At 72.9% G+C, this 12,151-nt stretch carries 11 protein-coding genes and 1 pseudogene; 9 read left to right on the plus strand and 3 right to left on the minus strand.

Going from position 1 to position 12,151, the window contains the following annotated elements; genetic code table 11:
* The first annotated feature begins 64 nt into the window (after nt 1-64).
* The 9 genes from MXD61_RS02145 to MXD61_RS02185 all read left to right on the plus strand — a co-directional run bounded on the left by MXD61_RS02145 (nt 65) and on the right by MXD61_RS02185 (nt 9,635).
* Nucleotides 65-1,078 carry an ABC transporter substrate-binding protein gene (locus MXD61_RS02145; RefSeq protein ID WP_248811185.1) on the plus strand — a complete coding sequence of 338 codons (1,014 nt, stop codon included), beginning with the start codon at nt 65-67 and terminating at the stop codon, nt 1,076-1,078.
* 63 nt (nt 1,079-1,141) lie between these two features.
* On the plus strand, nt 1,142-1,984 hold the full coding sequence (locus tag MXD61_RS02150; RefSeq protein ID WP_248811186.1) for a siderophore-interacting protein: 843 nt from the start codon (nt 1,142-1,144) through the stop codon (nt 1,982-1,984).
* The gene (locus MXD61_RS02155; protein ID WP_248811187.1) at nt 1,981-2,721 is read left to right on the plus strand and encodes a thioesterase II family protein; all 741 of its coding nucleotides are present in this window, start codon (nt 1,981-1,983) and stop codon (nt 2,719-2,721) included. The genes MXD61_RS02150 and MXD61_RS02155 overlap by 4 nt, the downstream gene beginning before the upstream one ends.
* Before the next feature lie 43 nt (nt 2,722-2,764).
* Nucleotides 2,765-3,865 carry an iron ABC transporter permease gene (locus MXD61_RS02160; RefSeq protein WP_248811188.1) on the plus strand — a complete coding sequence of 367 codons (1,101 nt, stop codon included), beginning with the start codon at nt 2,765-2,767 and terminating at the stop codon, nt 3,863-3,865.
* 35 nt (nt 3,866-3,900) lie between these two features.
* Nucleotides 3,901-4,962 carry an iron chelate uptake ABC transporter family permease subunit gene (locus MXD61_RS02165; protein ID WP_248811189.1) on the plus strand — a complete coding sequence of 354 codons (1,062 nt, stop codon included), beginning with the start codon at nt 3,901-3,903 and terminating at the stop codon, nt 4,960-4,962.
* A gap of 124 nt (nt 4,963-5,086) precedes the next feature.
* The gene (locus tag MXD61_RS02170; protein ID WP_248811190.1) at nt 5,087-5,890 is read left to right on the plus strand and encodes a 2,3-dihydro-2,3-dihydroxybenzoate dehydrogenase; all 804 of its coding nucleotides are present in this window, start codon (nt 5,087-5,089) and stop codon (nt 5,888-5,890) included.
* Nucleotides 5,850-7,169, plus strand: coding sequence for an isochorismate synthase (locus MXD61_RS02175; RefSeq protein WP_248811191.1), 1,320 nt, complete (start codon nt 5,850-5,852; stop codon nt 7,167-7,169). The genes MXD61_RS02170 and MXD61_RS02175 overlap by 41 nt, the downstream gene beginning before the upstream one ends.
* Complete coding sequence (locus MXD61_RS02180; protein ID WP_248811192.1) at nt 7,169-8,908, plus strand: (2,3-dihydroxybenzoyl)adenylate synthase; 1,740 nt, start codon at nt 7,169-7,171, stop codon at nt 8,906-8,908. Before MXD61_RS02175 ends, MXD61_RS02180 begins: the two co-directional genes overlap by 1 nt.
* 52 nt (nt 8,909-8,960) lie before the next feature.
* Nucleotides 8,961-9,635 (plus strand): isochorismatase family protein, encoded by a 675-nt coding sequence (locus tag MXD61_RS02185; protein WP_248811193.1) that lies wholly within the window; start codon nt 8,961-8,963, stop codon nt 9,633-9,635.
* 37 nt (nt 9,636-9,672) lie between these two features.
* Here MXD61_RS02185 and MXD61_RS02190 read toward each other — a convergent pair whose 3' ends face one another.
* The 3 genes and pseudogenes from MXD61_RS02190 to MXD61_RS02200 form a co-directional block, all read right to left on the minus strand.
* Nucleotides 9,673-10,656 carry a YihY/virulence factor BrkB family protein gene (locus MXD61_RS02190; protein ID WP_248811196.1) on the minus strand — a complete coding sequence of 328 codons (984 nt, stop codon included), beginning with the start codon at nt 10,654-10,656 and terminating at the stop codon, nt 9,673-9,675.
* Between the two features lie 366 nt (nt 10,657-11,022).
* A complete protein-coding gene (locus MXD61_RS02195) occupies nt 11,023-11,565 on the minus strand; it encodes a hypothetical protein (RefSeq protein ID WP_248811194.1) in 543 nt (180 codons plus the stop codon).
* 271 nt (nt 11,566-11,836) lie between these two features.
* Nucleotides 11,837-12,151 (minus strand): annotated as a pseudogene (locus tag MXD61_RS02200) (hypothetical protein); the annotation flags it as partial.

Below are 12,151 nucleotides of genomic sequence, written 5' to 3' on the forward strand. Positions count from 1 at the left end.
AGGCAATCTTAAGATTTTTCTCGTCTGCGACTGGGTGATCTTTCACCCCGAACAGGACTGAAATATGCGAAACCACCGTGTCGGCGCCCTGGTTGGCACCCCGCGAGCCGGCGCCAGGCGCAGGGGCAGCGCGGGCCGGATCCTCGCGGTCGTCACCGCCGCTCTGCTCGCCCTGCTGAGCGCCTGTGGCTCGGACGGCTCGGACGGCGGCGCGTCACCGCAGGCCGGCGGCAGCACCCGCACGATCACGACGGACAAGGGCTCGGTCGAGGTGCCGGCGAAGCCCACCCGGGTCGTCTCGCTGCTGTACTCGACCGCCCTGCTGCTCGACCTCGGTGTGACCCCCGTCGGCACGCTGCAGGAGTACGACGGCGACTATCCGGCCGACGAATGGGCGAAGGTCCAGAAGATCCCGGTGGTCGGCGCCAGCGAAACCGAGATCAACTACGAGCAGGTCGCCCAGCTGCGCCCCGACCTCATCGTCAGCACCCAGCGTCGCGCGGAGGACTTCGGCTACGAGCGGCTGCGCCAGATCGCGCCGACAGCGTTCTTCGTGGCGGAGACCCCGGCGGAGATCCTCGCCGTGCTGCCGAAGATCGCCGACGCGGTCGGGAAGTCCAGCGAGGTCACGGCCCGCGCCAAGGAGTACGAGGCCCAGGCGACGTCCATTCGCGCCGAGCACGCGGGCGTGCTGGCGAACAACACCTTCGCCTATGTCGAGGGCGGTCCCGACGGCTTCGTCGCGAACTCCCCGGTGTCCTGGCCGGGTCTGTTCATGGAGAAGGCGGGGCTGCGTTTCTCGTCGGTGGCCTCCGGTGAACGGGAGGCACGCGGCGTGCGGCTGTCGCTGGAGGAGATCTCCAAGCTGGCGGACGTCTCCGTGCTGTTCTACGGCGTCGGTCAGGACGGCAAGCCCGACCAGGGCACGTCCGCGCTGCTGGACAACCCCGCCTGGGCGAACCTGCCCGCGGTGAAGGCCGGGCACGTCTACCCGATCCAGTACGGCTACCAGTACAGCTACGAGGGCGCAGGCCTGATCCTCGGCCAGATCGACGAGGCCCTGACCAAGCTGTCCTGACCGATCCAGATCCCGATGATCGCAATTTCGACGTTCGCTGACCGCAGGATCGCGGAGGTTCACATGGCGCACGAGACCACCGCCCGCTGGTACGAGCTGGTGCCACGGGTACTGGAGGTCCGGCGGGTGGCACGAGTCACGCCACGTACGGCCCGGATCACGCTGGGGGGCTCCGACCTGGCCGGCTTCCAGCAGGCAGCCCCCGGCGACCACGTGAAGGTCTGCCTGCCGGTCCCGGGTGGGGACGGCGAGCCGGTGCTGCCGGTCTTCGGGGACGACGGCATGGAGCCGACGCCTCCCGACCGGCCGCAGCCGATCATGCGGGACTACACGGTGCGGGCGCACCGGCCGGAGGCGGGCGAGCTCGACCTGGACTTCGTCCTGCACGTCGGCGGCGCCGCGGCGCAGTGGGCGGCCGCGGCGGCGCCGGGCGACCGGATCGGCATCGTCGGTCCGCGTGGTTCGCTGATCGTCCCGTTCGACTACGACTGGTATCTGCTCGGCGCCGACGAGACCGGGCTGCCGGCCCTGGCCCGCTGGTTGGAGTCCCTGCCCGCCGGTGTCCCGGTCACGGCGTTCGTCGAGGTCGCCGATGCCGAGGACGAGCAGAAGATCGACTCGGTGGCCGACGTGTCGCTGACCTGGTTGCACCGGGCCGGGGTGGCGCCGGGGCGCAGTGACGTGCTGGAGCGGGCCGTGCGGGCGTTCGTCCCGCCGGCCGGTGACGGGTTCGTCTGGTTCGCGGGGGAGGCCGGCACGTTGCGACCCATCCGTCGCCACGTCCGCAACGAGCTCGGTATCCACCCCGACCACACCGACATCGACGGCTACTGGAAGGCCGGCACCGTCAACCTCGATCACCACGAGGCCGACCCTGACGTGGCCGACGGGGGCGCCGGCGCATGACGTCGCGCTGGTGGCGCCGCCCGCGGCCACGTCCGGAGGCGGACCTTCGTCTGGTCTGCTTCGGGCATGCCGGGGGCGGCGCCACGTTCTACCGGTGGCTGGCCGAGCTCGACGGCGATGTCGAGGGCGGCGTCGAGGTCGTGCTCGCCCAGTACCCGGGGCGGGAGAACCGGGTACTGGAGAACATGCCGGCGACGATGGCGGCGCTGGTCGACGAGGTGGTGCCGCTGTTGCCACCGGGGCCGCTGGCCCTGTTCGGCCACAGCATGGGGGCACTGGTCGCCTATGAGGTCGCCCGGCGGCTGGCGCAACCGGCGGACCTGCGCGCCCTGATCGTCTCCGGTCGTCCGGCGCCCGGCTGGCAGGTCTCCCACACCCTGCACCAGCGATCCGACGCCGAGCTCGTCGAGTTGGTGCGTGACCTCGGCGGTACCGACGCCGCGGTGCTCGACCACCCGGAGCTGCGGGCCCGGATGGTTGCGGTGATGCGTGCCGACCTGCGGCTGGTCGAGGGCGCCGCACCGGTCGTGGACGGCGCGCTGACCGCGCCGGTGCACGCGATGGCAGGGCTCGCGGACCGCGCCGCCCCGCCGGAGCAGATGATCGGCTGGGCCGGCGTGACCCGCGGCGCCTTCGCGTTGACGACGTTCCCCGGCGGCCATTTCTACCTGGTGGACCAGGCCGCGCAGGTGCGCGCGGGCATCCTCGCCGCGCTACGGACCGAGGCGGCGGCATGAGACCCCCGGCGACGCGGATGCGCGCAGCCACGAGTGACGCGCCATGAGCACCGACAGCACCGCGGTGGGCACCGTCGTCGAACCCCGGCTCCCGACTGCGGCTCCCGCGGCCCGGTCCGGTCGCGGATCCGGACCGGGCCGCGGACCTGGCCGGTTCGGCAGGCCGGCGGGGCTCGCGTTCGCCGGCGTGCTGCTGGCGGTGACGGTCGTCGCCAGCGTGACGATCGGCGCCCGGCAGATGTCGCTGGGCACGGTCATCCATGTCCTGCTGCACCGGGACGACTCCTTCGACTCGCTGGCGTTGTGGGACCAGCGGCTGCCCCGCACGGTGCTGGGTGTGCTCGTCGGCGCGGCGCTCGGGGTCGCCGGTGCGCTGATGCAGGCGCTGACCCGTAACCCGCTGGCCGACCCCGGCATCCTCGGCGCGAACGCGGGCGCGGCAGCGGCGATCGTCACCGCCTCGGGACTGCTCGGGCTGACCAGCCCGATCAGCTACGTGTGGTTCGCGTTCCTCGGTGCCGCCGTGGCATCCTCGCTGGTCTACCTGCTGGGCCTGGCCGGCCGCAGCACCGCGGACCCGGCACGCCTCGCCCTCGCCGGTACGGCGCTGAGCGCCGGGCTGGTCGGTTACATCCAGGCGCTGGTCCTGCTCGACTCCGACACCTTCGACCTGTTCCGGTTCTGGTCAATCGGGTCGCTGGCCGGCCGCGAGCATGCGGTGCTCGTCCAGTTGGCGCCGTTTCTGCTGCTCGGGCTGCTGCTGGGGGTGCCGCTCGGCCGGCCGTTGAACGCGCTGGAGATCGGGGACGACAGCGGACGGGCGCTCGGCGCGTCGTTGGCCCGTACCCGGGTGCTGGCCGCACTCGTGGTGACGCTGCTGTGCGGCGCCGCCACGGCGGCCGCGGGTCCGCTGGTGTTCGTCGGGCTGGTCGTGCCGCATGTGGTGCGGGCGTTCAGCGGGCCCGACCAGCGCTGGATCCTGGCCTACTCGGTGGTGCTCGCACCGGTGCTGCTGCTGGTGGCGGACATTCTCGGTCGGGTCGTCGCCCGTCCCGGGGAACTGGAGGTCGGTATCGTCACCCAGCTGATCGGGGCGCCGGTGTTCGTCTACCTGGTCCGTCGTCGTCGGGTGGTGCCACTGTGATGCCGGGAAAGGCAGTGACGCCGGGAAAGGCAGTGATGCCGGGAAAGGTCGTGATGCCGCTGCGTCTCGGGCGGTCGGTGGCGATGCGGGTGGACGTGCGGGCGGTCGTCGTCTGCGGGCTGCTGGGAGTCGGCGTACTCGGGGTCGGGGTGCTCGCCATCGGCACCGGCGACTACACACTCTCCCCGCGCGAGGTGATCGAGACGCTGCTCGGCGACGGGCCACCGGGCGCCAGCTTCATCGTCGAGCGCCTGCGCCTGCCGCGGGCGGTGTGCGGGCTGCTCGTCGGCGCGTCGCTCGGGGTGGCCGGTGGGATCTTCCAGAGCCTGTCGCGTAACCCGCTGGGCAGCCCCGACATCATCGGATTCACCAACGGGGCGGCCACCGCCGCGGTGATCGCGATTCTGCTGTTCGGGGCCGGGGCCGACCTGACCGCGGTCGCCGCCATCGTCGGCGGGTTGGTGACCGCCCTGGTCGTCTACCTGCTTGCGCTGGGGCGCGGGCCGGGCGGCGGGGCTGGGGGGCAGGGCTACCGGCTGGTGCTCGTGGGCATCGGCGTGAGCGCCACGCTCGCGGGGATCACCGCCTACCTGCTGGCCCGCGCCGAACAGGAGCAGGCGGTGGCGGCGACCGTCTGGCTGGTCGGCAGCCTCAACGGGCGGGGCTGGGAGCAGGTCCGCCCGGTCGCCCTGGCCCTCGTCGTGCTGCTGCCGGTGGCCCTCGCGCTGGCACGACCGCTGCGGATGATGGAGATGGGCGATGAGCCTGCGGCGGCGCTCGGCGTGCGGGTGGAACGGACCCGGATCGTGCTCGTGCTCGTCGGGGTCGGGCTCACCGGGGTCGCGACGGCCGCCTCCGGCACGATCGGGTTCGTCGCGCTGGCCGCGCCGCAGCTCGCTCGCCGCCTGACCCGCACCACCGGTCCCGGTCTGGTGTCGGCGGCACTGATGGGTGCATTCGTGCTTGCCGTCAGCGATCTCGTGGCGCAACGGGCGTTCGCGCCCACCCAGCTGCCGGTCGGGGTGGCCACGGCATCGGTGGGCGGCCTGTATCTCGTCTGGCTGCTGTCGCGGGAATGGCGGGCGCATCGTGGCTGACCCAAGCGCAGGCGCCACGTTCCGTTTCTCCTTTTTCTGTTACTCCTTTTCCCTTCTATTTCTTGTTTTTTCCTCCCATTGATTTAGGTTAACTTAACCTTATGAACGGAAGGGGTGTGTGGGAATGAGCACTGCCGGCCCGCGCCAGATCCTTGATCTTGACGTGGGAGTAGCCGTCGTCAGTGGGGCTGCCGGGGGGATCGGAGCCGCAGTGGTCGAGCAGATGGCCCATGCCGGTGCGCGGGTCGTCGCCGTCGACCGTGACCAGGCCCGCCTCGAACGGCTTGCCACGGTGTACCGGGCGGACGGGCTCGACGTCACCACCCGTTGCCTCGACGTCGGCGCCCAGGCCGCCGTCGCCGAACTGATCGACTGGATCGAGCGCACCATCGGTCCCATCGACGCCCTGGTCAACGGAGCCGGCGTGCTGCGCACCGGGCCGGTCTGCGCGACCTCCGCCGCGGACTGGGCGGAGGTGTTCACGGTCAACGCCACCGGGGTCTTCCACCTCAGCCAGGCGGTGGCCGCCCGGATGGCGCCGCGCCGACGCGGCTCGATCGTCACCATCGCGTCGAACGCCGCCGGCGTCCCGCGGCGCGACATGGCCGCCTACGCCGCGTCCAAGGCCGCCGCCGCCCACTTCACCCGGTGCCTGGGCCTGGAACTCGGGCCGTTGGGCATCCGCTGCAACGTGGTCAGCCCCGGCTCCACCGACACGGCGATGGGCCGGGCGGCCTGGCCCGGCGACGACGGCGTCCGCGGCGTGATCACCGGATCCCTGGCCGACTACCGCACCGGGATCCCGCTGGGGCGGGTCGCCGACCCGCACGACGTCGCCGACGCCGTGCTGTTCCTGCTCTCCGAGCGCTCCCGCCACGTGGTCCTGCATGACCTGTACGTGGACGGCGGGGCGACCCTGCGCGCGTGACCCGTCCACCGCACGTGAGCTGTGCGCCACGTCCAAGGAGGCCCCGTTGCTCCCGCTGCTGACCGAATCCGCGGACCTGCTGGCCGACTATCGACCTGGGCGATCGTTCTACTTCGCCTCCGACCGCGGCACCCTGCTCGCCGAGGGCACGGCCGCGACCGTGGCCACGGGCCCCTGGGGCGAGGCCGCCGCGGGCCTGCGCGCCGAGCTTGCCGCCCTGCACACCCTCGACCAGGTCGACGGGGCCGGCGTGCCCGGCACACCCCGGCCGGTCGTCGCGGTCGGGGTGCTGCCCTTCGACTCCGACCGCCCTGGCCACCTGGTCGTCCCCGCCCGCATCCAGGAATCCGGCCCGAACGCCGCCGCGCGCGGGCCCGTCGCCCTCCCCGCGGCGGTGCCGGGTGGGGGCGGAGCCCGGCCCGCCCGGTCGCTGCCCAACCCGGCCGACTATGCCGACGGCGTCGCCCGCGCCGTCGAACGGATACGCGCCGGCGAGCTCGACAAGGTCGTGCTCGCCCGCGTGCTGCGGGTGCCGGGCCCGGTCGACGCGGTGCACCTGCTGCGCCGGCTGGCCGCCCGCGACCCGCATGCCTACCTCTTCGGCGCCGAGACCGGGCCGGTCGCCGGTGCATCGGCGTTCCAGGCGCCGGGATCCACCCTGGTCGGGGCCAGCCCCGAGCTGCTGCTGTCGCGGCGCGGACCGCTGGTCGTCAGCAACCCGCTGGCCGGCTCCGCGGCGCGCAGCCCCGATCCGGTCGAGGACCGCCGTCGTGCGGCGGCGCTGCTCGCCTCGAGCAAGGACGCCTACGAACATGCCCTCGTCGTGCGTGCGATCGCCGAGCGGCTCCGCCCGTTCTGCCTGGGCCTCGACGTGCCGGCGGCACCGAGCCTGATCCGCACCGCGACGATGTGGCATCTGTCCACCCGGATCAGTGGCTGGCTCGCCGACCCGGACGTGTCCGCGCTGCGGCTGGCCGCGGCGGTGCATCCCACCCCGGCGGTGTGCGGCTGGCCGACCACGACCGCCCGCCGGGTGATCGGCGAGCTCGAACCGTTCGACCGCGGCTGCTACACCGGGCTCGTCGGCTGGTGCGACGCGTCCGGCGACGGAGAGTGGGCACTGGCGATCCGCTGTGCCCAGATCACCGAGGACGGCGCGATGTCCGTGTACGCCGGGGCCGGAATCGTCGCCGCGTCGGATCCGAGTGCCGAACTGGCCGAGACCTCGGCGAAGCTGCGCACGATCGGCGCCGCCGCCGGACTGGGAGAGGACCTGTGATGCTGGACGGGGCGGTCGGCTGGCCCGCGGAGTTCGCCGCGCGTTACCGGGCGGCCGGGTACTGGGCCGGGCAGACCTTCGGTGCGATGCTGCGGGCCCGCGCCGCGGCCCACGGCGACGCCGTCGCCCTGATCTGCGGCGACCGGCGCTGGACCTACGCCGACCTGGACGCCCGCGCCGACCGGCTGGCCGCCGGCCTGCTCGAACTCGGCCTGCGCCCGCGCGACCGGGTGGTCGTCGCACTCCCGAACATCGCCGAGTTCGCGGCGGTCTGCTTCGCGTTGTTCCGCCTCGACGCGATTCCCGTGTTCGCCCTGCCCGGACACCGCGCCAGCGAACTCACCCACTTCGCGTCGGTCACCGAGGCGACCGCCCTGATCACCATCGACCAGCACGCCGGGTTCGACCACGCGGCCCTGGCCGCACGCGTGCGTGACGTCGTCGACAGCCTCCAGCACCTCGTCATCGCCACCGCCACCGCCACGACCATGACCGCGGCCGCATCGGCGCTTCCCTCGGGCGCCGTCGCCCTCGACGAGCTGTACCGGCCGGTGCGCGCGCTGCCCGACCCCGAGCCGTCCGACGTCGCGTTGCTGCAGGTCTCCGGCGGCAGTACCGGGCTGCCGAAACTGATCCCCCGGACCCACGACGACTACCTGTACAGCGTCCGGGAAAGCGCTCGGATCTGCGGGCTGACCCCGGACAGCGTGTACCTGGCCGTGCTGCCCGTGGCGCACAACTTCCCGCTGAGCTCACCCGGCCTGCTCGGAGTGCTCGATGCCGGCGCCCGCGTCGTGATGGCCACCCACCCCAGTCCCGACACGGCCTTTCCGCTGATCGACGAGCACGGCGTCACCCTCACCGCGCTGGTGCCGCCGCTGGTCGGCGCCTGGCTGCGGTCGGCGGCCACCACCCGCCACGATCTGACCAGCCTGCGCACCATCCAGGTCGGTGGCGCGAAGCTGTCCGAGACGCTCGCCCTTCGGGTACCGGACGAACTCGGCGCCCGCCTGCAGCAGGTGTTCGGGATGGCCGAAGGCCTGGTCAACTACACCCGTGACGACGACCCCGACGAGATCGTCCACACCACCCAGGGGCGTCCGATCAGCCCCGACGACGAGATCCGGGTGGTCGACGACGACGACGTCGACGTCGCACCGGGCGAGACCGGCCATCTGCTCACCCGCGGCCCGTACACGATCCGCGGCTACTACCGCGCCGCCGAGCACAACCGTCGGGCCTTCACCGCCGACGGCTACTACCGCACCGGCGACATCGTCCGCCTGACCCCCACCGGCCACCTGGTCGTCGAGGGTCGGGCCAAGGACCAGATCAACCGGGGCGGCGAGAAGATCGCCGCGGAGGAGGTGGAGAACCACCTGCTCGCCCACCCGCGGGTCCACGACGCCGTCGTCGTCGCCATGCCCGACCCCTACCTCGGCGAACGGGTCTGCGCGTTCGTCGTCCCGGCCGCTGGTGCCGCTGGTGCCGCTGGTGCCGCTGGTGCTTCTGGCGCCTCAGCTGATTCCGGGGAACCGCCGCCGGACGGGCCACGGCTGCGGGGTTTTCTGCGGATGCGGGGCCTGGCCGACTACAAGCTGCCCGACCGTTTCCAGATCGTCGACCAGTTCCCCCACACCGCCGTCGGCAAGATCAGCCGTGCGGAGCTGCGTGCCGCCCTGACCCGTCAGCTCGCCGCCGCGCCCACTCCCACCGCCGCGCCCACCCTGACGCCCTGACCTTCTCGTCCCCACCTCCACCACGCACGCCGATCCAAGGAGCACCTGCCCGATGGGCCTGCCCGCCGTGAGCGCCTACCCGATGCCCACCGAGCCCGAACTGCCCGCCAGCCGGGTTGACTGGACGCCCCAGCCGGCTCGCTGCGCCCTGCTCATCCACGACATGCAGGAGCACTTCCTGCGGATCTATCCCGCCGGGCAGTCCCCGACGCGAGAGCTACTGGCGAACATCGTCCGATTGCGCGCCGCCGCGAACGCCCTGGACGTTCCGGTCATCTACACCGCCCAGCCGCCGGACGTCCCGCCCGCGCGGCGCGGCCTGCTGTGGGACTTCTGGGGCCCTGGCCTGCGCGCCGGCAACGAGTCGGTCGTCGCCGACCTCACCCCCGCTCCCGGGGACAGGGTGCTTGCCAAGCATCGGTACAGCGCCTTCCACCGCACGGGTCTGGCCGACCTCCTTGCCGACGCCGGCCGCGACCAGCTCGTGATCTGCGGCGTCTACGCGCACATCGGCATCAACGCCAGCGCCTGTGAGGCGTTCATGGGCGACATCGCGCCGTTCCTCGTCGCCGACGCCATCGCCGACTTCTCCCGCGACGCCCACGACGCCGCCCTGCGCACCGCCGCCAGCCAGTTCGCCGTCCCCCTGACCGTCGAGCGCCTGCTCGTCGCCTGGTCGCACGCCCAGGCCGAGGAGGCGGTCCCGGCGCGGTCCCGGCTGCCATGACGGGACGCCGCCGTGATCCACGAGAACCGCTCTGGGTCTACCCGCCGTCGGTGTGGCGGGCGGCGGCTGCCGGGTACGGGGTGCCACCGCGCGGGCGGCGGCGTTTCCAGGCGCGGGTGTCGCGGGGCTCGGCGTAGGGTTCGGCGTCCGAGGGCAGGCCGCCGAGCAGGGCGCGTTCCCGGGCGATCTCCGCGTCGAACTCGAGGCCGAGCAGGATCGACAGGTTCGACAGCCACAGCCAGACCAGGAAGACGATGACGCCGGCCAGGGTGCCGTAGGTCTTGTTGTACGAGCCGAAGTTCGCCACGTATACGGCGAAACCGGCGGACGCGGCGAGCCAGAGCACCACGGCGAGGACGCTGCCCGGGGTCAGCCAGCGAAAGCCCGGCACCCGTACGTTCGGCGTCGACCAGTACAGCAGCGCGATCGTGATGCCCATCAGCACCACGAGCACCGGCCACTTCGCATACGACCAGGCGTGCAGGGAGCCGACGTCCACCCCGAGGATCGCCCCGATCCGTTCGGCGGCCCCGCCGGAGAGCACGACGATGGCCGCACTCGCCCCGAGCAGAACGACGAGTGCGATGGTCACGGCCAGCCGCAGCGGCACGACCTTCCAGACGGGACGTCCCTCGGTCATGTCGTAGACCACGTTCGCCGCCCGGATGAACGCCGCGATGTAACTGGACGCCGACCACAGCGCCCCGACCAGACCGACGATGGCGAGCACACTGCCGGTGCCGGGGCTGTCGCGCAGGTTGGTGACGGCGTCGCGCAGGACGTCACGGGCCGAACCCGGCGCGAGCTGTTGCACGTTGGTCAGAATCCGGTCGGCCTCGTCGTCACCGACCAGCCCGACCATCGACACCAGCACCAGCAGCGCCGGGAAGATCGCCAGCACGCCGTAGTAGGTGAGGGCGGCGGCGCGGTCGGGTAGTTCGTCATGGCGGAACTCCCGCACGGTCCGCCGCAGCACCGCGAACCACGACCGGAACCGCAGCTGCGAGGGCCGCTGCGGCATCGTCGCGTCACCGGACGCCCCTGGCCCGGACGTGGCGCCACCCGCCTGGCCGCTGACGTCGACACCGCTGACGCTGACGTCGACACCGCTGACGCTGACGTCGACACCGCTGACGCTGGGGTCGGCTCCGGCCGTGGGGGCCGATGCCGACGTCGGCGCGATCTGCTGGGCGGGGATGGTCTCGGTGGCCGTGGTGGAGCTACGCGTGCGTCGGCGCTGTCGCCAGGTCGCGGGCATGAGGGAATCCTTGACCATGGCGACCCGTGGTGAAACGTCGCGCCCCCCACGGACGACTGCCGCACGGGTGACGGTCGTCTCCACCGGAGCCGGCCCGGCCGGTGGGGCGGGCTCAGCCGCTGGGGCGGTTCAGCCGGTGGTGACCAGGGTCGTGCCGGTCGGTCCCCACTCGAGGTCCCAGCCGTAGCGGGCCGCGGCCTCGGCCTGGGTGCGCGGATCGAAGTCGTTCTCCCGCCGGATGACCAGATCGTCCTCGACGATGTGGAAGGACGCGACCACGCACAGCGGCGCATCGTCGGGTGCCGCGCCCAGACGCACCGTCAACCGCTCGCCGGACGCGGCGCGGACGTCCAGTTCGGCCCGTAGCTGCGCCCACGGCGGCACCCCGCGCAGACCGTAGGCGTACACGAAGAACCGGTGGAACGTGGGCAGCGAGGCCAGATCGACGAACAGCGTCTGCCCGTCCCGTTCGTCGCGTCGCCCCAGCCGCAGCACCTGCCGGCGCGCTCCCCGCCCGGGCGCGCTGACCAGCCCGTCCAGTTCCTGCAGCACACCGGACGCCCCGCCCGCCGCACCGGACCCGGCCTGCCACAGACATCCCAGGTGGAGGTTGCTGGGCCGGGGAAGTCCGCTGCGGGTGGTCAGCGCCGACCAGCGCAGTGTGACGGTCATGGCACCGGTGCCCCGGTTCGCCGCGGTCCAGATGGTGGCCGGATGGTCGTCGTCCAGCGCGGCGACCCGCTCGATGCGCTGACGGTGGCGCGACGAGTGCGCCCCGACCCGGGCCGTGGGTGAGAACGGCTCGCCTGCCCCGGAGTCCCCACCCGCCGGGCCCGGTTCCGCGCAACCGCGCCCGAGCCCGTCGCCCCCCTGACGTCCGGGCGGCCCCTGCCCGTTCGACGAGGGGCCCCCGCCGTCACGCGTGGCCGTGGGTCCCCCCAGATCAAGCGCGGAGCGCCCCGCCCCCGGGTGCGCTGACCCCTGCCGGACGGACGGTGGTGCCTCGTCGTCGCCCAGATCGAGCGCGCTTCGTCGCGCGGGCGTGGGTGGCCGCGGCGGTGTCGGCGCTGCCGGCGACGGCCGAGGCGGTGCTGCCGGTGCCGGTGCCGCCGGTGCCGGTGGTGGGGCGGCGGCTGGTTTCGATCTCGGTGTCGCGGGCTGCGATGCCGACCTGGGTGTCGCCGGGGAGGACTGCGACGCGGGCCGAACCGGAGGCTGGCTGTTCGGGTGGGGCTGGCGGTTCGGGTGGGGCTGGGCG

The sequence above is a fragment of the Frankia sp. AgPm24 genome (assembly GCF_023243055.1).
Lineage (GTDB): Bacteria > Actinomycetota > Actinomycetes > Frankiales > Frankiaceae > Frankia > Frankia umida.

What these genes read in the sequence shown, in the direction of transcription:
- MXD61_RS02145 (WP_248811185.1), top strand. Translation starts at nt 65, where the DNA reads ATGCGAAACCACCGTGTCGGCGCCCTGGTTGGCACCCCGCGAGCCGGC.
- MXD61_RS02150 (WP_248811186.1), top strand. Translation starts at nt 1,142, where the DNA reads ATGGCGCACGAGACCACCGCCCGCTGGTACGAGCTGGTGCCACGGGTA.
- MXD61_RS02155 (WP_248811187.1), top strand. Translation starts at nt 1,981, where the DNA reads ATGACGTCGCGCTGGTGGCGCCGCCCGCGGCCACGTCCGGAGGCGGAC.
- MXD61_RS02160 (WP_248811188.1), top strand. Translation starts at nt 2,765, where the DNA reads ATGAGCACCGACAGCACCGCGGTGGGCACCGTCGTCGAACCCCGGCTC.
- MXD61_RS02165 (WP_248811189.1), top strand. Translation starts at nt 3,901, where the DNA reads ATGCCGGGAAAGGTCGTGATGCCGCTGCGTCTCGGGCGGTCGGTGGCG.
- MXD61_RS02170 (WP_248811190.1), top strand. Translation starts at nt 5,087, where the DNA reads ATGAGCACTGCCGGCCCGCGCCAGATCCTTGATCTTGACGTGGGAGTA.
- MXD61_RS02175 (WP_248811191.1), top strand. Translation starts at nt 5,850, where the DNA reads ATGACCTGTACGTGGACGGCGGGGCGACCCTGCGCGCGTGACCCGTCC.
- MXD61_RS02180 (WP_248811192.1), top strand. Translation starts at nt 7,169, where the DNA reads ATGCTGGACGGGGCGGTCGGCTGGCCCGCGGAGTTCGCCGCGCGTTAC.
- MXD61_RS02185 (WP_248811193.1), top strand. Translation starts at nt 8,961, where the DNA reads ATGGGCCTGCCCGCCGTGAGCGCCTACCCGATGCCCACCGAGCCCGAA.
- MXD61_RS02190 (WP_248811196.1), bottom strand. Translation starts at nt 10,656, where the DNA reads ATGCCGCAGCGGCCCTCGCAGCTGCGGTTCCGGTCGTGGTTCGCGGTG.
- MXD61_RS02195 (WP_248811194.1), bottom strand. Translation starts at nt 11,565, where the DNA reads ATGACCGTCACACTGCGCTGGTCGGCGCTGACCACCCGCAGCGGACTT.